Source organism: Streptomyces sp. CB01201 (assembly GCF_002803085.1).
In the GTDB taxonomy this organism is placed as follows: Bacteria; Actinomycetota; Actinomycetes; order Streptomycetales; family Streptomycetaceae; genus Streptomyces; species Streptomyces hundungensis.
In genome coordinates this window covers 402,887-427,113 of the sequence record NZ_NNBJ01000005.1, presented here as the reverse complement: position 1 = coordinate 427,113, position 24,227 = coordinate 402,887, and the positions used below count along the sequence as shown (strand labels likewise).

General features: G+C 72.5%; 21 protein-coding genes. 7 read left to right on the top strand and 14 right to left on the bottom strand.

Annotated elements, in window-relative coordinates:
• Window positions 1-3: 3 nt before the first annotated feature.
• Window positions 4-2,004, bottom strand: coding sequence for a sensor histidine kinase (locus CG740_RS14020; protein WP_100575404.1), 2,001 nt, complete (start codon window positions 2,002-2,004; stop codon window positions 4-6).
• Window positions 2,005-2,230: 226 nt separating this feature from the next.
• On the bottom strand, window positions 2,231-4,297 hold the full coding sequence (locus CG740_RS14015; protein ID WP_159030293.1) for a transglycosylase domain-containing protein: 2,067 nt from the start codon (window positions 4,295-4,297) through the stop codon (window positions 2,231-2,233).
• A gap of 220 nt (window positions 4,298-4,517) precedes the next feature.
• On the opposite strand from CG740_RS14015, the gene CG740_RS14010 reads away from it, so the two are divergent.
• The gene (locus tag CG740_RS14010; protein ID WP_100575402.1) at window positions 4,518-5,564 is read left to right on the top strand and encodes an alpha/beta hydrolase; all 1,047 of its coding nucleotides are present in this window, start codon (window positions 4,518-4,520) and stop codon (window positions 5,562-5,564) included.
• Window positions 5,565-5,597: 33 nt separating this feature from the next.
• Here the strand turns inward: CG740_RS14010 and CG740_RS14005 are convergent, their stop codons facing one another.
• The 3 genes from CG740_RS14005 to CG740_RS13995 all read right to left on the bottom strand — a co-directional run bounded on the left by CG740_RS14005 (window position 5,598) and on the right by CG740_RS13995 (window position 7,227).
• Window positions 5,598-6,083, bottom strand: coding sequence for a hypothetical protein (locus CG740_RS14005; protein ID WP_100575401.1), 486 nt, complete (start codon window positions 6,081-6,083; stop codon window positions 5,598-5,600).
• Between the two features lie 100 nt (window positions 6,084-6,183).
• A complete protein-coding gene (locus CG740_RS14000) occupies window positions 6,184-6,576 on the bottom strand; it encodes a thiol-disulfide oxidoreductase DCC family protein (RefSeq protein ID WP_100575458.1) in 393 nt (130 codons plus the stop codon).
• 60 nt (window positions 6,577-6,636) lie between these two features.
• Window positions 6,637-7,227 (bottom strand): TetR/AcrR family transcriptional regulator, encoded by a 591-nt coding sequence (locus tag CG740_RS13995; RefSeq protein WP_199846435.1) that lies wholly within the window; start codon window positions 7,225-7,227, stop codon window positions 6,637-6,639.
• 102 nt (window positions 7,228-7,329) lie between these two features.
• Here CG740_RS13995 and CG740_RS13990 point away from each other — a divergent pair, with 102 nt between their 5' ends.
• Complete coding sequence (locus tag CG740_RS13990) at window positions 7,330-8,274, top strand: alpha/beta fold hydrolase (RefSeq protein ID WP_100575399.1); 945 nt, start codon at window positions 7,330-7,332, stop codon at window positions 8,272-8,274.
• 9 nt (window positions 8,275-8,283) lie between these two features.
• On the opposite strand, the gene CG740_RS13985 is transcribed toward CG740_RS13990, so the two are convergent.
• Together CG740_RS13985 and CG740_RS13980 are read right to left on the bottom strand one after the other, a co-directional pair.
• Window positions 8,284-9,486, bottom strand: a complete 1,203-nt coding sequence (locus tag CG740_RS13985; protein WP_100575398.1) for an MBL fold metallo-hydrolase — start codon at window positions 9,484-9,486, stop codon at window positions 8,284-8,286.
• Window positions 9,487-9,605: 119 nt separating this feature from the next.
• On the bottom strand, window positions 9,606-10,055 hold the full coding sequence (locus CG740_RS13980; RefSeq protein WP_100575397.1) for a TIGR03618 family F420-dependent PPOX class oxidoreductase: 450 nt from the start codon (window positions 10,053-10,055) through the stop codon (window positions 9,606-9,608).
• Window positions 10,056-10,124: 69 nt separating this feature from the next.
• Between CG740_RS13980 and CG740_RS13975 the strand changes: the two genes are divergently transcribed.
• The 3 genes from CG740_RS13975 to CG740_RS13965 all read left to right on the top strand — a co-directional run bounded on the left by CG740_RS13975 (window position 10,125) and on the right by CG740_RS13965 (window position 12,969).
• On the top strand, window positions 10,125-10,724 hold the full coding sequence (locus CG740_RS13975) for a GNAT family N-acetyltransferase (protein ID WP_100575396.1): 600 nt from the start codon (window positions 10,125-10,127) through the stop codon (window positions 10,722-10,724).
• A 375-nt stretch (window positions 10,725-11,099) separates the two neighbouring features.
• A complete protein-coding gene (locus CG740_RS13970) occupies window positions 11,100-11,891 on the top strand; it encodes a polysaccharide deacetylase family protein (RefSeq protein ID WP_100575395.1) in 792 nt (263 codons plus the stop codon).
• A 100-nt stretch (window positions 11,892-11,991) separates the two neighbouring features.
• Entirely contained in the window at window positions 11,992-12,969 is a 978-nt protein-coding gene (locus CG740_RS13965; protein WP_100575394.1) for an NAD-dependent epimerase/dehydratase family protein, read from the top strand.
• Between the two features lie 42 nt (window positions 12,970-13,011).
• Here CG740_RS13965 and CG740_RS13960 read toward each other — a convergent pair whose 3' ends face one another.
• Window positions 13,012-13,803 (bottom strand): SGNH/GDSL hydrolase family protein, encoded by a 792-nt coding sequence (locus CG740_RS13960; protein WP_100575457.1) that lies wholly within the window; start codon window positions 13,801-13,803, stop codon window positions 13,012-13,014.
• Between the two features lie 214 nt (window positions 13,804-14,017).
• On the opposite strand from CG740_RS13960, the gene CG740_RS13955 reads away from it, so the two are divergent.
• Window positions 14,018-15,184, top strand: a complete 1,167-nt coding sequence (locus CG740_RS13955) for an erythromycin esterase family protein (protein WP_100575393.1) — start codon at window positions 14,018-14,020, stop codon at window positions 15,182-15,184.
• A gap of 60 nt (window positions 15,185-15,244) precedes the next feature.
• On the opposite strand, the gene CG740_RS13950 is transcribed toward CG740_RS13955, so the two are convergent.
• Together CG740_RS13950 and CG740_RS13945 are read right to left on the bottom strand one after the other, a co-directional pair.
• A complete protein-coding gene (locus CG740_RS13950) occupies window positions 15,245-16,483 on the bottom strand; it encodes a S53 family peptidase (RefSeq protein ID WP_324901101.1) in 1,239 nt (412 codons plus the stop codon).
• A gap of 282 nt (window positions 16,484-16,765) precedes the next feature.
• Window positions 16,766-18,859, bottom strand: coding sequence for an alpha-galactosidase (locus CG740_RS13945; RefSeq protein ID WP_100575392.1), 2,094 nt, complete (start codon window positions 18,857-18,859; stop codon window positions 16,766-16,768).
• Between the two features lie 163 nt (window positions 18,860-19,022).
• On the opposite strand from CG740_RS13945, the gene CG740_RS13940 reads away from it, so the two are divergent.
• Complete coding sequence (locus CG740_RS13940) at window positions 19,023-19,838, top strand: tyrosine-protein phosphatase (RefSeq protein ID WP_199846434.1); 816 nt, start codon at window positions 19,023-19,025, stop codon at window positions 19,836-19,838.
• 6 nt (window positions 19,839-19,844) lie between these two features.
• Here the strand turns inward: CG740_RS13940 and CG740_RS13935 are convergent, their stop codons facing one another.
• From CG740_RS13935 to dxs, 4 genes are all read right to left on the bottom strand, one after another.
• Complete coding sequence (locus CG740_RS13935) at window positions 19,845-20,030, bottom strand: DUF6126 family protein (protein ID WP_234376254.1); 186 nt, start codon at window positions 20,028-20,030, stop codon at window positions 19,845-19,847.
• A gap of 32 nt (window positions 20,031-20,062) precedes the next feature.
• Complete coding sequence (locus tag CG740_RS13930) at window positions 20,063-20,659, bottom strand: helix-turn-helix domain-containing protein (protein WP_100575389.1); 597 nt, start codon at window positions 20,657-20,659, stop codon at window positions 20,063-20,065.
• A 67-nt stretch (window positions 20,660-20,726) separates the two neighbouring features.
• On the bottom strand, window positions 20,727-22,319 hold the full coding sequence (locus CG740_RS13925; RefSeq protein ID WP_234376241.1) for an aspartate aminotransferase family protein: 1,593 nt from the start codon (window positions 22,317-22,319) through the stop codon (window positions 20,727-20,729).
• Entirely contained in the window at window positions 22,316-24,223 is a 1,908-nt protein-coding gene (dxs, locus tag CG740_RS13920; protein WP_100575388.1) for a 1-deoxy-D-xylulose-5-phosphate synthase, read from the bottom strand. The genes CG740_RS13925 and dxs overlap by 4 nt, the downstream gene beginning before the upstream one ends.
• Between the last annotated feature and the right edge of the window lie 4 nt (window positions 24,224-24,227).

Here is a 24,227-nt window from a genome sequence, read left to right as displayed (position 1 = left end):
CATCTACTCCTTGGAGTGTTCGGCGTCAGTTTCCGACTGGAGCGCCTGGGGGGAGGGGTGGATCGACTGTGCTGTGGTGCTCTGCTGCGCCTCGGCGAGTCCGATGCCCCGCTGGAACGCGGCCATCAACCCCGGGTCGTGCAGGGCCTGTTCATCGCTCCTGCGGGGTGCGGGTGCGTCCCGCAGCTGGGGTACGAGGTGTTCCTGGCTACGCCGCCGGGGCAGGTCGGGGCGGCCCATGGTGCCCCGCACGGCTCCGTTCCGGTCCCGGGGTGCGGCGATCAGGCGGGGCTCGGCGGGCTCGGGGCCCGCGCCGTGCTGGATCCCGGGGGCCGCCGCGGCCGGGTTGGGCCGCTCGTCGTGCGCCCCGCGCACCGGCAGCGGTCCGCTGCCCCGCCCGGCCGTGGTCGGCTCGGCCAGGTACGGCCGGGGCGGAGGCTCCTGGCGCGAGGTCTCCTGGTGCAAGGGCTGGGGCCGCGGGGGTTCGTGGTGCGCGGGTTCGTGATGGACCGGAGGGTGGTGCACGGGTTCCCCGTGGACCGGTTCCCGGTGGACGGGTTCCCGGTGGACGGGAGCGAGCGCGGGTGCGGACGCCGGGGCCGGAAGGGGGGCGGTCGCTCCGGCGGGGCGGGCGGCCTCGGCGGGTGCCTGGACCACCGGGACCGGGCCGGTGTTCTCGCGCTCGGGGCTGTGCGCCGCCTCCTGCTGGGAGTGGTCCTGCTGCTGGAGCCCCTCGGGCTCCGCGCCCAACAGGTCCTGCGGCAGCACCAGTACGGCCTGGACCCCGCCGTAGATGTTGGTCTGGAGGCGTACCGCGATGCCGTGCCTGCGGGCGAGCGCGGAGACCACGAACAGTCCGATGCGGCCGTCCTGCAAGAGGTGGGCCACGTTGACCTGGTCGGGGTCGGAGAGCAGCGCGTTCATCTTGTTCTGCTCGGTGACCGGCATGCCGAGGCCACGGTCCTCGACCTCGACGGCCAGACCCGCCGTCACGAACTGTGCGCGCAACAGGACTTGTGTGTGCGGGGCGCTGAACACCGTCGCGTTCTCGACGAGTTCGGCGAGCAGGTGGATGACGTCGGCGACGGCGTGGCCGCGCAGTGTGCCGTCGATCGGCGGGACGAGCTTGACGCGGGGGTACTGCTCGACCTCCGCGATCGAGGACCGCAGGACCTCGGTCATGGTGACGGGGTGCGACCACTGGCGGCGCGAGATGGCCCCGCCGAGCACGGCCAGGTTCTCGGCGTGGCGGCGGATGCGGGTGGCGAGGTGGTCGACGTGGAAGAGGCCCTTGAGCAGCTCGGGGTCCTCGACCTCGTTCTCCAGCTCGTCCAGGAGCTGGATCTCGCGGTGGACGAGGGATTGCAGCCTGCGCGCGAGGTTGACGAAGACCTCGACCTTCTGTTCGTTGCCGACGCTGCTGGAGAGCTGGGACGCCTGCACCACGGCCACCACGGCCGCGTCGTGCGAGCGGGTCAGCTCGTGCGCGAGCAGCTCGAACTCGTCCGCCCCCGGCGGCAGTTGGGCCGGAGCCCGGCGCGCGGGCGGCCCCTCGCCACGCCGCAGCGCCTCCACGACCGTGCGGAGGTCCGCCGCGGAGCGGGCACTGCCCCGGCGCAGTCCGTTGGCGCGGCCGAGCACGGACTTGGCCGCGCGGTCCGCGCCGATCCCGGCCGCGACCAGGGCCGCGAGGGCGAGTGCGGCGAAGCCCGCGAGCATGGCCCAGAGCCCCGGTGAGGGGTGCCGGCCGGTGGAGTGCAGGGTGAAGGCGACGGCGGCCGCGCCGCACAGCACCGCCACGGTGGCGGGCAGTACGGCGGCGCGCACCAGCTGCGGACGTATGCGGGACTCGGGTGCCGGGCGCGGCCCGGGGGGCGTCGCCGCCCGGCCCGGGGCGGGGCGTCCGGCGTCGACGGTGGGCTGCTGCGGCCGGGTGGTGGTGCGGCCGTGCCGCCCGCCCTCGCGACGGTCCGGCCGCGCTGCGGGTGCGCGGAGGTGAGACATCGGCGTCCTCGGTGCGTGGGGTCTCGGGGATCCAGGGGGCGGGCCCAACTCGGCTTTTGCAGGGCCCACTTTGATCGTCGACCACTCACCGTAGTGTTCAATCCATCACCCTCGGTGCGCAGTTGGCAAACTTCCACGCACAGCGTCCCGCTCTGGTATGACGCCTCGTACGACAGACCGATAGTTCCGGGCGGCGCGGCGCCCGCCGGTCGGCATCCGGGCCGGATCAGCCGTTGGAGCCGGGTCCCGGCAGCGCCGTCGTGGTGAGCGTTCCGGCGGGCTGTCCGGCGAGCGCGCCCTCGATGGAGTCCCGCCAGACGGGTCCGGCGAGGGTGCCGCCGAAGGCCTGGCCGACGGTCTCGCCGCCGATGCTCTGGCCGTCGAGGTCGTGCGGGCTCCGGGTGTCGCTGACGACGGCCGCGCCGGCCAGTTCGGGGGTGTATCCGGCGAACCAGACCTGCTTGCTCTCGTCGGTGGTTCCGGTCTTGCCCGCGCTGTCGCGGTCGGTGAGCCCGGCGGGCTTGCCGGTGCCGTCCTGGACGACGCCGAGCAGCATGGTGGTCACGGTGTCGGCGGTCTCCGCGGACATCACCTGGTGGCAGTTGGCCTGCGGCACGGCGACGCTCGTGCCGTCCGGCTTGGTCACCGCGCTGATGGCGACCGGGGCGCAGTACGTGCCGTGGTTGGCGAAGGTCGCGTACACATTGGCCATCTCCAGCGGGGTCAGGTCGTTGCTGCCCAGCGTGAGCGAGGGGACCACCTGGAGCTTGGTGCCGCCCGCCTGTGCCGTGATGCCGAGCGCGTTGGCCATCTTCGACACATCGCACAGCCCGGTGTCGGCCTCCAGTTGGGCGAAGTAGGTGTTGACCGACTGGGCCATGGCGTCCGGCATGGCGAAGGGCCCGGTCAGGGACTGGCTGTCGTTGTGGACCTCGCCGTTCTCCGGGTAGGTGTTGCCGGCGCAGTCGGACATGGCGGGCCAGGGCATCGAGTACGGCGCCGGGTACTGCTGGCCGGGGCTGGTGCCCTTCTCCAGGGCCGCGGCGGCGACGATCGGCTTGAACGTGGAGCCGGTGGGGAAGCCGAGGCCGCCCCCCATGTTCGTGCCGACGTTGAGGTTGATCTCCGTCTGGTGGTCACCCAGGCCGTAGTCGCGGCTCTGCCCCATCGCGACGATCTTGCCGGTGCCGGGCTGGACGAGGCTCATCACGGCGGCGGCGTCGTCCGTGGTGTACGCGTGCGAGGTGACCGAATCCTGTAGGGCCTTCTGCGCCTTGGGCGACAGGGTGGTGTGGATCTGGAGGCCGCCCCTGCTCCACAGCGCCCGCCGGTCGGTCGCCGTCCTGCCGAAGGCCGGGTCGGTCAGGACGATCCTGTGCACGTAGTCGCAGAAGAAGCCCTCGCCCTGGTGGGCGGTGATGCAGCCCTGGCGTGGCTTGCTGACCTTGAGCCTGATCGGTACGGCGATGGCCTGCTGGGCCTGTGCGGTGGTGATCGAACCGTACTGGGCCATCTTGTTCAGGACGGTGTCGCGGCGCTGTTTGGCAAGCCGGGCGTTGGTGACCGGGTCGTACATGGACGGCGACTGGACGAGCCCGGCGAGGAGGGCGGCCTGGGGCAGCGAGAGGTCCTTGGCGTGGACGCTGAAGTAGCGCTCGGCGGCGGCCTCGATGCCGTAGGCCTGCTCGCCGAAGAACGTGATGTTGAGGTAGTTGGTGAGGATCTGGTCCTTGGGCAGCGTCTGCTCCAGCTCGATCGCGTAGCGCAGTTCCTGGATCTTGCGCCCGATGGTCTGGCGCTGGGCTTCGAGCACCGCCTTCTGGTCACTGCCGGCCTGCTCGACGAAGACGTTCTTCACGTACTGCTGGGTGAGGGTGGACGCGCCCTGGGACACGGCACCGCTGGCCGCGTTCTTGTTGAGGGCGCGCAGCACGCCCTGGAGGTCGACGGCTCCGTGCTGGTAGAAGCGGTTGTCCTCGATGTCGACGAGCGCCTTGCGCATCACCGGGGCGATCTGTTCCGCGGGTATGACGGTGCGGTCGCGGTCGTAGACGGTGGCGATGAGCCCGCCGTCGGCGTCGTATATCTGGGACGCCTGGGACAGCGGGGGTGTCTTGAACTCATCGGGCAGGTTGTTGAAGCTCTCGGCCGCCGATTTGGCCCCCACGCCTAGCGCCCCCGCGACCGGCAGCGCGATCCCGGCGGCCATGCCGCCCGCCAGAGCGCTGACCCCGAGAAACTTGAGGACACGGGTGAACGGGGATGCGGGCGGGCGCGGGCGCGTGAAGGGCATACGGCGAAACATACTGACCAGACCTATGAATCGCGTCAAATAATCGTCTTTGAAGCGTGATTCCGGCCGCTCGCCGGCGGGCCGACGGCAGCGGGGCCGCACACGGCGGGGTCGGTCGCGGTGGCGCCGGTCGCGGTGGGGCCACGCGCGGCGGGTCGGTCGCGGTCCGGTCGGCCGCCGGGGCGCGGATGTCCCGGGCACCGGTGATTTACTGCGCGGTATGGATCGAGCACGCACGCCCACGCCCGGCTCGGACGTGCCGATCGCCGCCCGCACCGCACCCCCCTTGGACCCCGAACTGGGCCTGGCGCTCGCCGCGTTGGGGGCGGCGGCAAGGGAGCCGATCACCGCCGACAACCTCGCGGAACGGCAGCGCCTCGACGCCCGCGCCCGGCCCCGGCCGACGGCCGGCGACCTCGCCGCCGGCGGCCGCTTCGAGGTGCGCGAGCTGCGTGTGCCGGGGCAGTCGGGCGGGCCGGACGTGACGCTGGTCGGCGCGCGGCCCGCCGGGCTCGCCGGGCCGCTTCCGTTGCTCTACTACCTGCACGGCGGCGGCATGATCATGGGCAACGCCTGGTCCGTGCTTCCCCGGGTGCTGCGCGAGTGGGCCCTCCCGCTGGGCTTGGCCGTCGTCTCCGTCGAGTACCCGCTGGCGCCGCGGTCGCGGTATCCCGTCCCGGTCGAGGCCTGTCGCGCGGGGCTCGGGTGGGTGGCCGAGCACGCGGATGCGCTGGGCGTCGACGCGGGCCGGATCGTCCTCGCGGGCAAGAGTGCCGGCGGCGGCCTGGCCGCGGCGCTCGCGCTGCTCGCCCGCGACCGGGGCGGCCCCGAACCGGTCGGGCAGCTGCTCCTGTCCCCGATGCTCGACGACCGCGACGGCACCCTCTCCAGCCATCGGCCGGCCGGGTTCGACCCCTGGGACCGGACCTCCAACTCCACAGCCTGGCAGGCCCTGTTGGGCGATTTGTACGGAGCCGTCGACCTCTCGCCGTATGCGGCACCGGCGCGTGCGACCGATCTGTCGGGGCTGCCGCCGGCGTACCTCGACGTCGGGTCGGCCGAGACCTTACGGGACGAGGTCGTCGCCTACGCCCAGGGGATCTGGAGGGCAGGCGGCGAGGCCGAACTGCACGTGTGGCCCGGCGCGTTCCACGGCTTCGACACCGTCGCACCCCGGGCGGCGCTCAGCCGGGAGGCGCTGGGCGCCCGCACCCGCTGGCTCCGCCGCGTCCTCACCCGGCCCGCCCCGGGGGCCGGGGGCGCCTGAGCCGTCCCGGCGGGCCGGCGGGGACCGGCGGCCTCAGCCCGCCAGCGCCGAACCGCAGTTCCAGCAGAACCGCGCCGCGCGTTCGGTGGCCAGGCGGCCGCACTCGGGGCAGACCCGGTCGAGGAGGCAGGCGCTCTCGCCGTCCTCCACGCCCGGCGGCGCCCCGATGGCGAGCCCGGGCCTGCGCGGGTGCACGGAGAGGTAGCCCATGCCGTCGGCCCCGGCGGCGAGCGCCCGGCGCGAACCCTTGGGCAGCCAGAGCGCGGTCACCGGGCGCAGCGGCTGGGTGCCCGACTCCGTACGGAGTTCACCGCCGCCTTCGAGGACGACGAGCAGGACGTCGAGCCGGAGGTCGGTGTGCTCCTCGATGCCGCGCCCGGGCGGCAGTCGCAGCAGGTTGGCATCCAGGTCCCGCCCGCTCTCGGCGAGCCGCCACAGGGCGCCCCCCGTCTGCGGGGACGCCGCCGCGAGCGCCCGGCCGAGGTCGGCCACCAGCCGCGCGCCTTGTTGTTCCCTCACTCCGCCACCCTCCCACGGCCCAGGCCCGTCCCGTCGGCCACCCCCGTCGCCCGCGCCCCGTCGAGGACACCGCTCGGATCCTGCGGTGGGCCGGCCCGTCTCAGGACGTCTCCGGCCGCCGGCCGGGCGGCAGCGCGCAGGCCGGGGTGCCGCCCGGCAGGTGCTCGCGGTGGTCGGCGACGAGCCGGTAGAGGCCGTGGGCCGGCCGGCGGAAGGGCGGCAGGGTGAGCAGCGCCCCGGGTACGGGCCAGGCGCCGCGCGCGCTCAGCAGGAGTTGGGCGACGGCCTGCGCCCCACCATGGACCGCACCATCGGGCGTGATCCACAACAGCTCGTGCTCCGCCCGGCGTTGGGACGTACCCAGCGCGTCGAGATCCGCGAACTGCCACGGCGTGATCTCGCAGCGCGGCCGGACGCTCCGCTCGACGAAGCGGACGCAGGAGGTGCAGAACGCGCAGTCGCCGTCGTAGACGAGTACGGGACGGTTCCTCATGGTCGCCATCACCCCTTCCTGATTCTCGACAGCCGGCCTGCGCAGACGAGTTGGCGCGGGTCAGCCGCGTGCGGACAAGGCGTGGGAGAGCGCGCCCATGCTGATGTCGACGACCGTGCGGAGCTGCTTCTGGTCCGCCCCCGTCCTGCTCAGGACGGCCAGCGACTGGTTGACCGCCGCCAGGTGGACCGCGAAGTCGTCGGCGACGCCGTCGGCCAGTCGCCCGGCGCTCAGGGCGTTCCGCAACCGCGAGCGCTGCGAGCCCAGAGCCTCGCTCGCGCGCGCGGCGACGGCGGCGCTGAGCACCGGCGCCGCCATCGCGGTCTGGGCGACCAGACAGCCATCGGGCACGTCGGGGTCGGCGATGCGCCGCAGGGTGACCTCGAAGAACGCCCGTACCGCCTGGAGCGGATCCTGGGAGGCGCGGGAAAGCGCCTGGTCGTACCTGTCTCCGTACCGTGCGGCGTAGCGGTCGAGGCAGCGCAGGTAGAGCGCGTCCTTGTCCCCGAACGAGGAGTAGAGGGAACTGCGGTTCAACCCGGTCGCCCTGGAGAGGTCGTCGACAGACGTGTCGGCGTATCCGGCCCGCCAGAACTGGGCCATCGCCGCGTCGAGTGCGATGTCCACGTCGAACTGCTTCTTCCCGGCCATCACGCACGCACCTCGCTCTTGGACCAGCCGTTGCGGCCTTACCGTTCCGACCCTGCCATCTTATCTTGAACCAATCAGTCCAAGATGCCGTAGGGTCGAGCCATGACCGACGACGCCATAGCCCCGAACAGCTCCTGCGGCCAGAACCCGGTCCCCGGGCTGCCCCTCCATGACCTCGCGGGTTTCACCCACCGCTGGGTCGACGCGGAAGGAATCCGGCTTCACGCCGTGGAGGGCGGCCGACCGGAAGGGCCCACCGTCGTCCTGCTCGCCGGATTCCCGCAGACCTGGTGGGCCTGGCGCGAGGTGATGACCGGCCTTGCCGAGCGATTCCACGTGATCGCGGTCGACCTGCCGGGGCAGGGCCACTCCGAGCGCCCTCGCGGCAGCTACGACACGCACACCGTCGCCTCTCGCGTCCAGGCCGCGCTGACCGCGCTCGACGTGTCGACGTACTGGCTCGCCGCCCACGACATCGGTGCCTGGGTCGCCTTCTCGCTGGCCCTGACGTACGAAGAGCGTCTGCACGGTGTCGCTCTGCTCGACGCCGGCATTCCCGGAATCACCCTGCCGGACTCCATCCCGACGGATCCCGAACGGGCCTGGAAAACCTGGCACTTCGCCTTCCATCTGGTGCCCGAGCTGCCCGAGACACTGCTCACCGGCCGCGAACGCGACTACGTCGGCTGGTTCTTGAAGACCAAAGCCCTGTCCCCGGACACCTTCGACGACGCCGAGATCGGCCACTACGCCGCCGCCGTCGCGGCCGAGGGAGGCCTGACGGCGTCCCTCGCCTACTACCGCGACGCCGCCGAATCGGCGCGCAGGAATCATGAGGCTCTGGAACGGGGGCACTTGACCGTCCCGGTCCTGGGAATCTCCAGTTCCCACGGATCCATCCCCGACATGGCCGCCTCCATCGGCCCGTGGGCGCGGAACACGACCGGCGTCTCGATCCCACGGGCCGGACACTTCATTCCCGACGAGCAACCCGCCGCGACGGTGGACGCGTTGACCGCGTTCATCGATCGCGAGGGCGCCGAGTAGGGCCGGACGTCACCGTTCCCCGGCGAGGTCGAGATCTGCCTCGGGAGCGGCGACCACGGGGGCGGGCACGGGAGCGGGGCGGCGCCAAGGGCGCGCGACCGGTGCCGAGATCGCCCGCCACCAGGGGTCGGCCGGAACCGTCCCGGCAGGTTCGAACGGCTCGCCGGGCCGAGGCACCGCCACGGCCTGCCCGGCCTCCTCCGCCGCGTCCAGCGTCCACTCACCGGGCTCGGCCCAGGCGTGCGGCGCAAGGTTGAACGTGCCCCAGTGGATCGGCATGATCACGCCGTGCGCGGCGCCGCCCTGGAGGTCCAGGTGGGCGCGCAGACCCTCGGCGGGCGTCATGTGGATATCGGGCCAGAACTCGGAGTAGGCCCCGATCTGGATCATCGTCGCGTCGAACGGCCCGTGCTCCGCGCCGATGTCGCGGAAGCCGCCGAAGTAGCCCGTATCGCCGCTGTGGTAGATCCGGTGCCCGGCCCCGGCCACCACCCAGGACGCCCACAGGGTGTGCTGCTGGTTGCGCAGGCCGCGGCCGCAGAAGTGGCGGGCCGGGGTCGCGGTGAGCGTGAGGCCGTTGACCTTCGCGGACTCGTTCCAGTCCAGCTCGTGGATCCGCTCGGCGGGCACGCCCCAGTGCTCCAGGTGGGCACCGACGCCGAGCGGCACCGCGAACACCGTGCCGGTGCCGACGAGGTCGCGGATCGTGGGCATGTCGAGGTGGTCGTAGTGGTCGTGCGAGATGACGACCACGTCGACCGTGCCGAGCGCGGCCAGCGGCAGCGGGACGGGATGCAGCCGCTTGGGTCCCGCGAAGGGGAAGGGCGAGCAGCGCTCACCCCACACCGGATCGAAGAGGACCCGGCGCCCGTCGATCTCGGCGAGCACACTGGAATGCCCCATCCAGGTGAGCCGGAGTCCGGTGGCAGGCGGCTTCGCGATGTCCGCGAGGGTGGTGGGGTGGACCGGGATGGTGCCGGTGGGAGCGCGGCGCGCCCGCTGCTCCTTGGCGAGGAACTGCTTCGCGAACTCCACGGTCGAGCCCGAGGGCCGGGTCCGTGCGCCCTCCGGATTCTGGAACACGCCGTCCGCGAAGTTCGGCGAGCGGCGGATGCGTGCCATCCGCTCCCCCGCCGGGTCGGCGCCGAACGCGTCGGCGCGCAGCTCGCGGAGTCTGGCGCGAAGGGGAAGCAGAGATCCAGCGCCGCTCACGGCACCTCCTGGAGTTCGGGGTGTTTCCATTATGGGCAACCGTCCCGTTCGCACTCGTGCGGGGACGGTCGCACCGCCGCGCAGCCCGTCCGGGCCGTACGCGACGGGCAGCGGCGGCCTCAGGCCCCGCCCCGGCGCGGCTGTCCGTACGCCCGCTCCACCCGCAGCCGCAGGACGAGGCGCCGGTCACGGACCATGGCCGCGCGGAAGTCGTCCCAGTCGGGGTGTTCGCCCTGGACGTCCCGGAACAGGGTGATCAGCTCCTCGACCGTCGCGTCGTGCGGGTCGGCGGCGACCGGGGTGAGGTCGGCCGTGCCCTCCACGACCGTCCACGCCCAGCGGTCGTCACTGGTCACGTGGTAGCTCGCACGGGCATCGCGGCGCAGGTTCCTGGTCTTGGCCCGGTCGTCGGTGAGCGAGACCCTGATGACGCCCTCGGCCGGGTAGTAGTGGTGGTTCACATTGGAGAGCTGGGGCCGCCCGTCCCGTTTCAGGGTGACGAGCACTCCGCCGTCCTGCTCGCCGACCAGCTTCAGCAGATCTTCCTGAGACACCTCGATAGCCGTCATGGCTGGTGAACGCCCGACCGCGCGGCCGGATTCCCGGAGGCCGCCGAGGGCTGCTGCGATGATGCGGGGATGATCACTCCGATACCCCCCGTCGTCCCCGCGGGACGTATGGCCCAGCACCAGCAGCCGACCTTCGTTCTGCCCGGCGGGCGCGAGTTGCGCCCCTGGCGGGAGACCGACGCGGACGTTCTGGTGGCCTCGGGCCTCGACCCGGACATCGTCCAGTGGAACCGCGTCGAGCAACTGTCACCGGCCGCGGCCCGCGGGAAGATCGCCGACTGGGGCCGGCGCTGGACCGAGGAAGCCGCCGCGATCTGGGCGATCTCCCGGCGCGACGACGACCGGGCCGTCGGTCTGATGGGGATCGGCGACTTCGATCTCCGGGGCGGCAGCGCGGAGATCCTCTACTGGCTGCTCCCGGCCGGTCGCGGCGAGGGCGCCGCGCTCGACGCCACCGTACGGGTCAGCCGGTGGGCCCTTGAGGAACTCGGGCTGCACCGGCTGCGCCTCACGCACTCCGTGGGCAACCCGGCGTCCTGCCGGGTGGCACAGCGAGCCGGGTTCGCCCTGGAGGGCACGATGCGCAGCGCCCTGTTGCACGCGGACGGCTGGCACGACGAGCACCTGCACGCCCGGGTCGCGGGCGACCCGTGGCCGGCCGGGAGCTGACGCCGGCGAATTCGCGACCGGGCCATTCGCCCGCCGAGCCCCACCGAGCCCCACCGAGCCGCGACCGGGCCGGTCGGCCGCCGAGCCCCGCCGAGCCCCACCGAGCCGCGACCGGGCCGGTCGGCCGCCGAGCCCTGCCGAGCCCCACCGAGCCGCGACCGGGCCGGTCGGCCGCCGAGCCCTGCCGAGCCCCGCTGACCCGAGGCCGGACGAACACCGGCCCCGGCCACCCGGCGATTCGGCCACCCGGCCACTCGGCCACTCGGCCACCGGACCGCCCCACTATGCACTCCATGTATACACCTCGCGTATAGTCGGCCCGAGGTTCCCACCAGGGGATCTCTCGACGCACCCACCGCCGTGGAGAGCACCGCCATGCTCAAAAACACCGCACGCTCCATACGCACGCGGGCCGCCGCCGGATTGGTCACGGCCGCCGCGCTGACCCTGGCCCTAACCGGCTGCGGCCAGGACTCCACCTCCCCCGAGGAGGCCCGCGGCCAAGCCGTCGGCAAGACCGCGGCGAAGACGGCCGGAGCGGGCTCGCAGAGTTCGGTGGACTGTGCCACCGCGAAGTGCATCGCCCTGACCTTCGACGCGGGGCCGGGCCCGCACACACCTCAACTCCTGGACACCCTCAAGGAGAAGAAGGTGCACGCCACCTTCTTCCTGCTCGGCAAGCGGCACGTGGACACCTATCCGGACACCGTGCGCAGAGCCGCTGCCGAAGGCCACGAGATCGCCAACCACACCTGGACGCACCGGCGCCTCGACCAGCTCAAGCCGGACGAGATCCGCTCCGAGCTGGACCGCACCCAGCAGGCGGTCAAGGCCCTCACCGGCCGTGAACCCACGCTGATGCGACCGCCGCAGGGCCGCACCAACAACGACGTGAAGGCCGTCACCGAGGAACTCGGCCTCTCCCAGGTGCTGTGGAGCGCCACCGCCAAGGACTACGACACGACCGACAGCGCCCTGATCCAGCAGCGCATCCTGGACCAGGCCGGACGCGACGGCATCATCCTGCTGCACGACATCTACGACGGCACCGTGCCCGCCGTGCCCGGCATCATCGACGCATTGCGCAAGCGCGGGTACACCTTCGTGACCGTCCCGCAGTTGCTCGCGCCCGGCACGCCCCGGCCCGGCACGCTCTACCGGCCCTAGGGGCCGCCCCGCTCTCGCACCGGCCGCTCGATTACGCCCACAGCAGGCATCCGTTCCCGACGGCCCCCGCGCGGGGCAGAGTTGGGCCATGAGAGTGCTGATGCTGGGCGGGACCGAATTCGTCGGGCGGGCCGTCACCGCGGCCGCGCTCACCCGCGGCCACGAGGTGACGGTCTTCCACCGCGGGCGGCACGGGCCACCCGCCGGGGCGGCCTCGCTGCACGGCGACCGCACCGCCGAGGGCGGCCTCGCGGCGCTGGCCGACGGGGAGTGGGACCTCGTCGTGGACACCTGGTCGCACGCGCCGGCCGCGGTGCGGGACGCGGCCGCGCTGCTCGCCGGGCGGGCCGGACACTATGTGTACGTGTCGAGCCGCTCGGTCCACCCGCATCCGATGCCGGCCGGCGCCGACGAGTCCGCGCCGGTGGTGACGGGCTCCCCCGACGAGTCGGGCGAGGTGGAGTACGCGCACGCCAAGCGCGGCGGCGAACTGGCCGCGGTCCGTGAATTCGGCGCGGAGCGAACGCTGTTGGTGCGGGCGGGCCTCATCCTCGGCCCGTGGGAGAACATCGGGCGGCTGCCGTGGTGGCTGGGCCGGGCCGCACGCGGCGGCGAGATGCTGGCGCCGGGCCCGCGCGATCTGGGGATCCAGTACATCGACTGCCGCGACCTGGCGCGGTGGATCCTGGACGCCGCCGAGGCCCGGCTCAGCGGCCCGTACGGTCTCGTCGGTCCGGCGGGCCACGCCACGATGGGCGCGCTCATCGACGCCTGCGTACGGGTCACCGGCGGACGGGCGGTGCCGCGCTGGACGGACCCCGAGCGGATCCTCGCCGCCGGGATCGAGCCCTGGCAGCACCTGCCGGTATGGATCCCGCCGGGCGAGCTGCACGACACGATGCACCGCTCCGACGTGACGAAGGCACTGGCCACCGGGCTGCGCTGCCGTCCCGTCGAGGAGACGGTCGCCGACACCTGGGACTGGCTCCGTTCGATCGGCGGCACCGCGCCCCAGCGCCCGGACCGCCCACCGGTCGGCCTCGACCCGGCTCTTGAGGCGAAGGTGCTGGCCGCCTGACAGCCGGGACCGCCACCGCGCCGCCGCAGTTCTGACGATCCGTCAGAGAGGCAGCAGATCGGGGCGCTTGGCCGACACAGCGTCGCCCGAAGACTCGCCGCGCAGCCGCCGTCCGATCCACGGCACGAGGTACTCGCGCGCCCAGTGGATGTCGTCGCGCCGCACCTCCAGGGTGCCCCGCGGCGGCAGCGGCGGCCACGGCTGGTCCGGGTCGGCCGGGACCTCAAGGCCGAGCACCTGGGCGGCGCGCAGCGCGACCCGGGTGTGCCCCTCGGCGGAGAGGTGCAGCCGGTCGCCGTCCCAGGCCCGCCGGTCCTGAACGGACTTGAGCGACCAGAGGTCGAGCACGGGGCAGTCGTAGCGGTCCGCGATGGCCCGCACATGCCCGTTGTACGTGGCGATCTTGCCCCGCAGGTGGCGGAGCAGGGTGACCCCCCGGGTGTCGAAGCCCGTGGTCACCATGACGGTGCCGACGGCCGGCTTCAGATCGGCCAGGGCACGCTCGAAGCGCTCGGCCACCTCGTCCGGGTCGGTACCCGGACGGATGATGTCGTTGCCGCCCGCGCAGAAGCTCACCAGGTCGGGCGCGAGTTCCTTCGCCCTGGGCACCTGGTCCTCGACGATCTGGTCGAGGAGCTTGCCGCGGACGGCGAGGTTGGCGTAGCGGAACGTCCCCTCCGGCCGCTGGTCCGCGAGGAGCACCGCGAACCGGTCGGCCCAGCCGACGAACGTTCCGTCAGGTCCGGGATCGCCGACGCCCTCGGTGAAGCTGTCACCGATCGCCGCGTACGACCCGAATGTGCCGCTGCTGAATGATCTCGAATCGTCTGCCACGAGCACTTATCCTCCACCCCGGCAAGTGACCTACGCCACCGTAGGGAGGGGTTGACGGTGGGTGATATAGACCACCCGGTCAGTTTCCCGGGTTCGGGAATAGGGTCCCGGAAACCTCACAACCAGACCTCGCCACAGGCCTGTTGATGTCACCGACGCGGCCCTGTGGCCACCTCTTGACCTCAACCGGACTTCAGGTCGGAGGCTTGGCGGCATGAACAACGACAGCACGTCCACCCGGGTCCCCCTGTCCGACGCCGCGCTCGACGAGCTCGCCGGGAGCGTGGCCGGACCCGCGGTGATCGTCGGCATCGGAGGGTCCACCCGATTCTCGCGCGAGATCTCCGGGACGCAGGACCGGCTCCTGCGCCGCCTCGTCCTGCACCACGGCTTCCGGGCCCTCGCCGTGCAGGACGGCGCGGGAGCCGGCGCCGCGCTCGACCGGTATGTCAGCGGCGGCCCGGGCTCGGCCGCCGACGCGCTCGCCCATGCGTGGCGGCCCCAGCGCACCGAGGAGACGGCCGCCGCCCTGGAGTGGATCCGGGCCTTCAACCGGGAGCACCCGAACGATCCCGTACGCGTCTTCGGAGTCAAGCCCGCCCAGGCGGGGCGGGACGACTACGACGCCGTCCTCGCGTACGCGCACGCCTCGGCGCCGCCGGAGCAACTGGCAGCGATGGAAGCCCACTTGGGGCCCATCCGCTCCGCCCATGACATCGACGAACACGTACAGCGGGCCCGGGGCACCCATCCCGGACGCCCCTTCGCCGAGCACGCCCGGGACGCGCTCGCACTCGTCCGCTCGCTGCCACGGACCGGCGCGTACGACGCCGTCGTGGCCCGCATGCGGCTGATCGTGGACTTCCACGAGCACAGCGTGGCCGGCCGGGGCGACTACGGGGGCGAGGCCGCGGTGTGGTCGGGCGTCATCGGGGACTTCCGGCAGCGGACCGGCGCGCGCGTGGTCTATTGGGACGGCATCGCCCACACCTCGGCCGCCGAGACGGTCCTGGGCATGGCCCCGGAGCGCGGCGCGCAGGCCACCGTCGGCAGCGTGCTGCGCGAGCGCTTCGGGGCGCGGTACGTGTCCGTCGCCGTGGGCTTCCACCACGGCGACCTCGGATCCGTCGTGGTCCCGGAGCCGGGCGCCGATCTGATCGACGCCCGGCTCGGCGCGCAGGAGGCGCCCGCCCACTGGCTGGACCTGCGGGCCGAGGATGTACGCCGCCACTGGGACGGCCCGGCGAAGGCCCGGGTCATCAGCGGGGTCTACGACCCGGGCCAGGACGCGACCGGGTACATCGGCGTCCCCTCCCCGGCCGAGGCCTTCGACGTCCTCGTGCACATCCGCCGGGTGTCGCCGGTGCGTTGGCTGCCCTGACCCGGCCCCGGACGCGGCGAAGGGGGCCGCCGCGGTGCGACGGCCCCCTCGGTGGGGGAATCAGCCGGTGAAGGCCGCGGTGCCGTTCGGGGTGCCGAGGCCGGTCGGGCCGTCGTAGCCCGCGCCCGCCTGGCACAGGTAGTCGCTACAGCTGCCGTTGGCGCCGGAGGTGACGTCGTTCAGGGAGCCGGTGTGGGCGTAGGGGAAGGAGGACGGGGTGGAGCCCCCGGCCGGGGCGCCGGCCAGCGCGTACACGCCGGCGATGATCGGCGAGGAGGCGCTGGTGCCGCCGTACACGTTCCAGCCGTTCGCCTGGTAACTGTCGTACACCGCGAGGCCGGTGGCCGGGTCCGCGACCGCGGACACGTCCGCCACGGCCCGCTTCGCGCAGCCGGTGTCGTTCTGCCAGGACGGCTTCGGGTCGTACGCCGAGCAGCCGGAGCCCGCGCCCTCGCCGCCGGCGCTGGATCCCCAGACCGACTCGGACCAGCCGCGGGTGCTGCTGTCCTGCTTCAGCGAAGTGCCGCCGACGGCCGTGACGTACTGGGAGGCGGCCGGGAACTCGACGCCGTAGCCGCTGTCACCGGAGGAGACGGTGATGGCGACGCCCGGGTGGTTGAAGTACTGGCTGTCGGCCGTGGTGTCGGAGGCGTCCTCGCTGCCGCCGTAGCTGTTGGACACGAACTTGGCTCCCATGGTCACCGCGCGGTTCACCGCGGCACCGAGGTCGTCCATGTTCGCCGACTTCGCCTCGACGAGCAGGATGTGGCACTGCGGGCACACAGCGCTGACCATGTCCACGTCGAGGGAGATCTCACCGGCCCAACCGGCGTCCGCGGTCGGGTAGTTGGAGCCGCCGTCCTGGTCGACCTTCTGGAAGCAGCCGTTCGCGGTGGTGCAGGCGGGCAGCCCGTACTGCGAGCGGTAGGTACCCAGGTCCTGCTCGGCGTTGGGATCGTCCTGCGCGTCGACGATCGCCACGGTCTGGCCCGAACCACCGCCGGCCGGAAGGTTGTAGGCCTTCTGGAGGTCGGCGGGGCCGAAGCCGGAGGGGGCGGCGTCGGCGGTGATGCCTCTGTGCTGCTTGACGTCCGTGCGCTCCAGCGCGAGGCAGTGCATGGTGCCGGCGGCCCGCGAGGCGCACAGCTGCTTGACGTTGGACGCCGGGTCACCGGCCTGCTGGGCGGCGGCGGACGGCGCCGCGGCCAGCAGGCCGCCCGTGACGAGCGCGAGAAGGGAGAGCAGCGCGGAGGCACCGCCCGATCGTTGCCCGAACCTGGTGGTCCGTATGTGTTGCACGGTTCTTCCTCCATGGGGGGATCGTCCGGGCCTGGGGCGGCCCGGACGCGAAGAAACGTCGGGTGCATGACAAATTGACGTTCGGAGACTGCCACCACGCGAAGTGGGGGCAGTCATGAACGTACCTACCTGCCCCACTGGTTGACAGGCGCCCCATGGCAAAGGCTTTCTCTCGACTATGAGGAGGCGTGTGTCGGGCATGGTGGAGCCGTGAAGAGGTCAGGGCGGAACGGGTAACCCTCTTGCGGGCAGGGCGGGTTGGAGGCAAGGGGGATTCGCGTGCTACTCCTTGCGCAGGCGGAACACCTGCGCGTCCAGATCGCCGCGCAGACCGGTGACGAGCCCCCGGTGGAGGAGCACGGCCCCGCTGTGGACGGCCCCGGTCTCGCGGCAGGCGTAGGAGGCGGCCGGGTCGAGTCCGCGCAGCCGGACGGCGGGCGGCGGCTCCCCGTGGTGCTGGGCCTGGAGCCAGACCAGGACGACGCTGTCGTCCCCCCGGGTGTACTGCACCGCGCTCAGGCCTCCTTCGGGTGCCCGCAACCGGTACTGGGCCCCGAGCTGCACGACGGGCCGGATCTCCTTGTAGAGCGCCACCCAGTCGCGCGCCTCGGCGCGTTCGGCGGGGCTCCAGCGGGTCAGATCGCCGCCGACGCCGAGCACCCCGGCCATGGCGCTCACGAAGCGGAACCGCAGGCTGCTGACGCGGCCGTTGAGCTGGGTGTTGGGGCTGTCGGTCACCCAGGCGGCCATGACCCGGGCCGGGTGCAGCTGACTGAAGCCGTACTGGATGGCAAGCCGGTCCAGCGGGTCGGTGTTGTCGGAGGCCCACACCTGATCGGTGCGCGAGAGCACCCCGAGGTCGACGCGGCCGCCCCCGCCCGAACAGGACTCGAAGGCGACGTGGGGGTGGGCGGCGCGCAGCCGGTCGAGCAGGGCGTAGAAGGCGTGCACGTGCTCGGTCCACAGCCGTTGCGGATAGGGCTCCCCCGGCCAACCGGCCTCCGTGAAACAGCGGTTGAAGTCCCACTTGACGTAGTCGACGGGCGCACTGGAGAGCAGGGTGTCGAGCCGCTGCCAGAGATGGTCCCGCACGTCCCGGCGCGCCAGGTTCAGGACGAGCTGGTTGCGGAACTCGGTTCGCTCGCGGCCGGGTTGGAACTGCACCCAGTCGGGATGGGCGCGGTACAGCTCGCTGTCGGGGTTGACCATTTCGGGCTCGACCCAGATCCCGAACCGCATCCCCAGGCCGTGCACTTCATCGGCCAGCGGCTTCAACCCATCGGGAAAACGTGCCGGATTGGGGGTCCAGTCGCCGAGGCCTGCGGCATCGTGGGTGCGGGCGCCGAACCAGCCGTCGTCGACGACGAACAGCTCCACGCCGAGGTCGGCCGCCCGGTGGGCGAGGGTGCGCTGCTGTTCCTCCGAGATGTCGAAGAGGGTGGCCTCCCAGGAGTTGTAGAGCACCGGCCGCGGCTCCGCGGCCCTCGGTACGACATGGGCCAGTTGCCAGGCGTGCCACTCCCGGCTCGCCCCGCCGAAGCCCTGCGCGCTCCACAGCCCGGCGAACACCGGCGAGGTGTACGCCTCGCCCGGGCCGAGCAGCACCAGGCCCGAATCGTCGTACCCCGCCCCGCCGTTGATCTGGACCCGGCCGTCGGGCAGGTGCTGTACGACGATGCGCCAGGACCCCGACCAGGCGAGCGCGCACCCGTACACCTCGCCGCTCTCCTCGGTCGCTGCGCCCTCGGCGTCCAGCGCGACCCAGGGCAGGTGCTGGTGTCCGGTGTGCCCGCGCCGGCTGCCGAGCACCTTCTCCCCCGGGGTGAGGTCCCCCCGTACCAGACGGGACTCGGCCGCCCAGCGGCCGTGCAGCTGGGAGAGCCGCCAGCCGTCGCGCTCGGGCAGCGTCCAGGTCGCGGCGTCCGCGCGCAGCAACTCCACTTCTCCTGCGGCCCCTTGATGGCTCGCGGTCGTCCAGCGTTCCACGATGTCGAAGGCATCGCGCATCCGGTGGTGCAGGACGATCGCGAGACCGTTCACCGGGTCGGTGAAGCCGAGTCGCAGTTCGTCCCCGGCGATCTCCGAGCCGGTGAAGTCCCAGGCGGTGCCGCGTTCCTGCCCGGTGCGCACCGACAGCGCGGGGCGCACGAATCGGGGCCCGCCCTCGACCGGGTACTCCTCGCGCCCGTCCAGACGCGACTCGAAGGGCCAGTGGGGCGGCAGCGGCTCGCGGGCCAGGGCTTCCGCGGCGGCGGCGGTGATCCGGGGGCCCCAGTGCAGGTGGAGGAGTTCATCGCGGTCCGTGAGATGCAGTGCGTAGCTGCTCGACCGCCCGGAAAGCAGCCAGAGGCGTCCGTTGTCACCGGTCTCGATCATCGCGCCCCCCAGATCCGCACACGTACGCACAGGATCGGGGGCGCGGTGTCCCCGCGGCAACGGTCCTGTCGGTGCCGACCGGAGATGGTTGCCTCAGGAATGCATGTCGTATCGTCGACAGACGCGCAGGACGCGCCACCCAGGATCGACGTCAGGAGTCCCCGTGACCCAGCAGATTCCGCAGGTTCCCGCGGCAGAGCCCGAGCTCTCGGGGGTGCGCAATTTCCGTGACGTGGGCGGGTTGCCGACCGTGGACGGGCTGCGGGTGCGCGGCGGGCGGCTCTTCCGCAGCGGGCACCTGGCGCACGCCACCGAGGCGGACGCGGCCTTCCTCGCCACGCTGGGCCTGCACACCGTCTTCGACTTCCGCAACGCCGGGGACCAGAAGCTGGAGGGGCCCGACATCGCGCTGCCGGGCGTGCGCAATGTGAACATCCCGCTGACGGACCCGGCCGACGGGGCCGAGTTCTGGAAGATGGTCCGCGACGGCGACCTCGACGAGCTGCGCTCGCTGCTGGGGGGCACCAAGGGCGCGGACCGGATGATCCACTCGTACCGCGAGATCATCACGCAGCGCACCGCCGAGCACAGCCGGGTGCTGCACGCCCTGGCCGAGGACAGTGTGCCCGCGCTCATGCACTGCGCCGCAGGCAAGGACCGGGCGGGCCTGTCCATCGCGGTGGCGCTGCTCGCGGTCGGCGTGGAACGGGACGCCATCGAGGCGGACTACCTCAAGTCCAACGACCCGCACCGCCGCTACAAGGTGCGCCGCACCAGTACGTCGGCGGACGCGATGTCCCCCGAGGTGATGGAACTCCTCAGCCCCCTCTTCGACGCCCGCGCCGGCTATCTGCACGCCGCGTTCGACACCATCGAGGCGACCTGGGGCACCACCGACCGCTACTTCTCCGAGGGCCTCGGACTCTCCCCCGAGACCCGTGAGCGCCTGCGCGACCGCCTCCTGGACGCCGCGGTCTGAGAGCGCTTACTTCCCGCCCACCTCGAAGAGCAGGTAGAGGAAGCCCGCGAAGATGTGCCCGGCGACGAGGTAGGCGAAGAGCCGCACGACCAGGCCGCGGGGGAACTTGGTCTCCGCGGTCTCCTCGATGCTCTTGCGCGGCGCCGGCGCCGGCGCAGGTTCCTCGGCGGGCGCGGCGTCGTGCTCGGACATCCCGGTCCCGTTCTCCATGGCGTGCCGTCCTCTCAGCTGTGCGGGTGGTGCGGATGCGGATCGGGGCTCTGCAACAGGGTGTGCACGAAGAGGAACTCCGCTCCCCCGCGCGAGGCGGCGGAGATCCGGTGCGGGGTCAGCGAGTCGAAGTGCGCGCTGTCGCCGGGGTCGAGTTCATGGGTGGCGTCCCCCAGGCTGAGCCGGAGCCGGCCGGTCAGGACGTAGAGCCACTCCTCGCCGGGGTGGACCCGCACGAGTTCGCCCTGGGTGCCGTACGGGACCTCGACGCGCAGCGCCTGCATCGCGCGGCCGGAGGCGCCGGTCTGGTGGTAGGTCCAGCCGTCGGCCTCGCGCGGTGCGGCGCGGCCGGCCCGGATGACGGGCTCGCGCTCGGGGGGCATCTCGCCGAGCAGCTCCGAGACCGTCGTACCGTAGATGCGGGCGAGCCCGAGCAGCATCGGCAGCGAGGGCTGGCGGCCACCCGTCTCCAGGCGGGAGAGGTGGGCGGGCGAGAGGCCGGCCCGCTGGGCGGCGGCCTCCAGGGTGAGGCCGCGGCGGCGGCGCAGTTCGCGCAGCCGGGGCGCGACGCCCGGAAGAGCCGCGACGTCGTCGTCGGCAGGAATGCTCATGCACTCCATTCAGGCAGGCCGTTGCCTCAGAGGCAAACTTTTTGCCTCTGAGGCAAAAGCGCGTGGCTCAGCGGTTGGCGACCGCCTGCTTCACCAGGGTCCGGCCGAAGTCCCACATCAGCCCGCCGCCGCCGTGCGCGTCGTCCATGACGGCGGTGAAGGCCGCCACGAACCGGTCCACCTCGCGTTCGGTGATGGTCAGGGGCGGGATCAGCTTGATGACTTCCAGATGGTCGCCGGAGACCTGGGTGAGGATGCGGTGCTTCTGGAGCAGCGGCACGACGACCATCTGCGCGAAGAGCCCCTTGCGGGCGGCCTGGAGCATGGTCCAGCGGCTGCGCAGCTTGAGCGAGGACGGCCGGCCGAACTCGATGCCGATCATGAGCCCGCGGCCCCGTACGTCCGAGAGCAGCTCGTAGCGGTCGATCAGGGCGGCGAGCCGGGTGCGCAGCAGGTCGCCGGTGGCGCGGGCGTTGGCGACGACACCCTCGTCCTCCATGACCGAGAGCACCGCGAGCCCGGCCGCCATCGCCTGGGCGTTGGAGCCGAAGCTCGCCGAGTGGACCAGGACGCGGTCCATCGACGAGTAGACCTTCTTGAAGATCCACTCCTTGCCGAGGGTCGCGCCGACCGGCACATAGCCCCCTGAGAGCGCTTTCGCGACGCACACCAGGTCCGGCTCCACGCCCTCGTCGTGCTGGTAGGCGTAGAAGTCGCCGGTGCGCCCGAGGCCGGTCTGCACCTCGTCGGCGATGAGCAGCGCCTTGTGCCGGTGCAGCAGCTCCTGCGCGGCGCGCAGATAGCCGGGCGGCGACGCGTGGACGCCCTTGCCCTGGATCGGCTCGACGATGAGGGCCGCCACGTCGCCGCGCTTCAACTCCCTTTCCAGCACAGCCAGATCACCGAGCGGCAGCGCGGTGTCGGGCAGCAGCGGGGCGAAGCCGTCGCGGAATCCGGACTCGCCGTTGACCGAGAGCGAGCCGGTCGTCAGGCCGTGGAAGGCGTGCGAGCAGTACAGGACGCGGGGCTTCCCGGTGGCGTACCGGGCGAACTTGAGAGCGGTCTCCACCGCCTCCGTGCCGCTGTTGCCGAAGAACACCCGGTCCAGATGCGGGCTGTGCGCGAGCAGCCTCTCGGCGAGCAGACCGGGCAGCGGCTGGCAGTCGAAGCGGGTCAGGTCGGCGAGCGAGGCGTCGAGGACGTCGTGCAGGGCCTTGCGCACGACGGGGTGGTGCCGCCCGAGGCCCATCACCCCGAAGCCCGCGAGCATGTCGAGGTAGTCGTTGCCCTCGGAGTCCCAGAAGTACGCGCCCTCGGCCCGCTCGTAGACCCGGTCGAAGCCGATGGTGTGCAGCATGCGCGGAAGCTGGTGGTTGAGGTACTTGGTGTGCAGTTCGTAGCGCTCGGCCCCGCGCTCGGCCAGGAGCCGCGCCAGGTCGAAGCCCTTGCCCTGCGGGGGGTGGGGGTCCGGCCCCTCGAAAGCGCTCCCCCCGGGTGCGCCGGCGGCAGGTCCCGCGGCCCCTTCGTCCTGCGGGGCCGGAGCGCCGGGTGCCCCGGGGTCCTCGACCCCGGGCGGCTCGGCACCCGGGGTCGGCAGCTCCTCGCCCCGCAGGGCCCCGGCGCCGGGTGCCGGAAAGGTCTTCGGGTCGCCGTCGGTCATGCGTCGCTCTCCTTCTCGGCCGCCGCGGCGGCTTCCTCCGTGGCCGCGAGCGCGGCGCCGATCCGTCCCGCGATCTCCACCGGGGTGAGTCCGATGTCGGCCAGTACCTCCCCGCGCTTGGCATGCGCGAGGAACTGTTCGGGAATGCCGAAGCCGCGCAGCGGCACATCCACCCCGGCGTCCCGCAGGGCCTGTCCCACGGCCCAACCGACGCCCCCCGTACGGACGTTGTCCTCCGCCACCGCGACCAGGCGGTGCCGCGCGGCGAGCGGGGGGAGCTGTTCGTCGACGGGTTTGACCCAGCGCGGGTCGACCACCGTGCAGGTGATGCCGCGCCCGGCGAGGAGCTCGGCCGCCTGGAGGCAGACGGGCGCGAGCACACCGACCGCCACGAGCAGCACATCGGCGTCCTCGTCCCGGCGCAGTACGTCCATGCCGCCGAGCCGGGCGAGCGCGGGGACATCGGGCCCGACGGACTCCTTCGGGAAGCGCACCACCGTCGGCGCGTCGGCCACGTCCACGGCCTCGCGCAGCTGGGCCCGCAGCTGGGCCGCGTCACGCGGTGCGGCGATCCTGAGGCCGGGCACGACCTGGAGCATCGACAGGTCCCACATGCCGTTGTGGGAGGCGCCGTCGGCCCCGGTCACCCCGGCCCGGTCGAGCACGAAGGTCACCCCGCACCGGTGCAGGGCCACGTCCATGAGCACCTGGTCGAAGGCGCGGTTGAGGAAGGTCGCGTACACGGCGACGACGGGGTGCAGTCCGCCGGTGGCGAGACCGGCCGCCGAGACGGCCGCGTGCTGCTCCGCGATGCCGACGTCCCACACCCGCTCGGGGAAGCGCTCGGCGAACCTGGTCAGTCCGGTGGGGTGCAGCATGGCGGCGGTCAGAGCCACGATGTCCGGCCGCTCGGCGCCGAGTTGAGCGAGTTCGTCACCGAACACGGCAGTCCAGGACGGGCCGTTGGAGGGCGTCAGCGGTTCGCATGTGAGGGGGTCCATCGCGCCGACGGTGTGGAAGCGGTCGGCCTCGTCGTCGAGGGCGGGCTGATAGCCGCGGCCCTTCTCGGTGAGGCAGTGCACGAGGACCGGCCCGTGGAAGCGCTGGGCCCGCCGCAGCGCCGACTCGACGGCCTCCGTGTCGTGCCCGTCGATCGGACCGACGTACTTCAGGCCGAGGTCCTCGAACATGCCCTGCGGGGCGAACGCGTCCTTGAAGCCCTTCTTCGCACCGTGCAGCGACTCGTACAGCGGCTGCCCGACGACGGGGGTGCTCTGCAACACGTCCTTGCCCCAGGCCAGGACCCGCTCGTAGCCGTCGGTGGTGCGCAGCGTGGCGAGGTGGCCCGCGAGGCCGCCGATGGTGGGCCCGTAGGAGCGCTCGTTGTCGTTGACGACGATGATCAGCGGACGGTCCCGGGCGGCGGCGATGTTGTTGAGCGCCTCCCAGGCCATGCCGCCGGTGAGCGCGCCGTCGCCGATGACGGCGACGACATGACCCTCCCGGCCGAGCACCTCGTTGGCCTTGGCCAGGCCGTCCGCCCAGCCGAGGACGGTGGAGGCGTGGCTGTTCTCGATGACGTCGTGCTCGGACTCGGCGCGCGAGGGATAGCCCGACAGGCCTCCCTTGGTGCGCAGCTTCGAGAAGTCCTGCCGCCCGGTGAGCAGCTTGTGCACATAGCTCTGGTGTCCGGTGTCCCACAGGATGCGGTCGACCGGTGACTCGAAGGCCCGGTGCAGGGCGATGGAGAGTTCGACCACCCCCAGGTTGGGCCCGAGGTGGCCGCCGGTGCGCGCCACCGCCGGGATCAGGAACTCCCTTATCTCCTGGGCGAGTTCACCGAGTTCCGCCTGGTCAAGTGCTTGCAGGTCCTGCGGCCCCCGGATGTTCTCCAAGATCGTCACGTTC

Coding starts and splice junctions, on each gene's coding strand:
- CG740_RS13970 (WP_100575395.1), top strand. CDS start 11,100: ATGCTCAAAAACACCGCACGCTCCATACGCACGCGGGCCGCCGCCGGA.
- CG740_RS13980 (WP_100575397.1), bottom strand. CDS start 10,055: ATGACGGCTATCGAGGTGTCTCAGGAAGATCTGCTGAAGCTGGTCGGC.
- CG740_RS13925 (WP_234376241.1), bottom strand. CDS start 22,319: ATGACCGACGGCGACCCGAAGACCTTTCCGGCACCCGGCGCCGGGGCC.
- CG740_RS13955 (WP_100575393.1), top strand. CDS start 14,018: ATGAACAACGACAGCACGTCCACCCGGGTCCCCCTGTCCGACGCCGCG.
- CG740_RS14000 (WP_100575458.1), bottom strand. CDS start 6,576: ATGAGGAACCGTCCCGTACTCGTCTACGACGGCGACTGCGCGTTCTGC.
- CG740_RS13945 (WP_100575392.1), bottom strand. CDS start 18,859: ATGATCGAGACCGGTGACAACGGACGCCTCTGGCTGCTTTCCGGGCGG.
- CG740_RS13965 (WP_100575394.1), top strand. CDS start 11,992: ATGCTGGGCGGGACCGAATTCGTCGGGCGGGCCGTCACCGCGGCCGCG.
- CG740_RS14015 (WP_159030293.1), bottom strand. CDS start 4,297: ATGCCCTTCACGCGCCCGCGCCCGCCCGCATCCCCGTTCACCCGTGTC.
- CG740_RS13975 (WP_100575396.1), top strand. CDS start 10,125: ATGATCACTCCGATACCCCCCGTCGTCCCCGCGGGACGTATGGCCCAG.
- CG740_RS13990 (WP_100575399.1), top strand. CDS start 7,330: ATGACCGACGACGCCATAGCCCCGAACAGCTCCTGCGGCCAGAACCCG.
- CG740_RS13995 (WP_199846435.1), bottom strand. CDS start 7,227: ATGGCCGGGAAGAAGCAGTTCGACGTGGACATCGCACTCGACGCGGCG.
- CG740_RS14010 (WP_100575402.1), top strand. CDS start 4,518: ATGGATCGAGCACGCACGCCCACGCCCGGCTCGGACGTGCCGATCGCC.
- CG740_RS13935 (WP_234376254.1), bottom strand. CDS start 20,030: ATGTCCGAGCACGACGCCGCGCCCGCCGAGGAACCTGCGCCGGCGCCG.
- CG740_RS14020 (WP_100575404.1), bottom strand. CDS start 2,004: ATGTCTCACCTCCGCGCACCCGCAGCGCGGCCGGACCGTCGCGAGGGC.
- CG740_RS13930 (WP_100575389.1), bottom strand. CDS start 20,659: ATGAGCATTCCTGCCGACGACGACGTCGCGGCTCTTCCGGGCGTCGCG.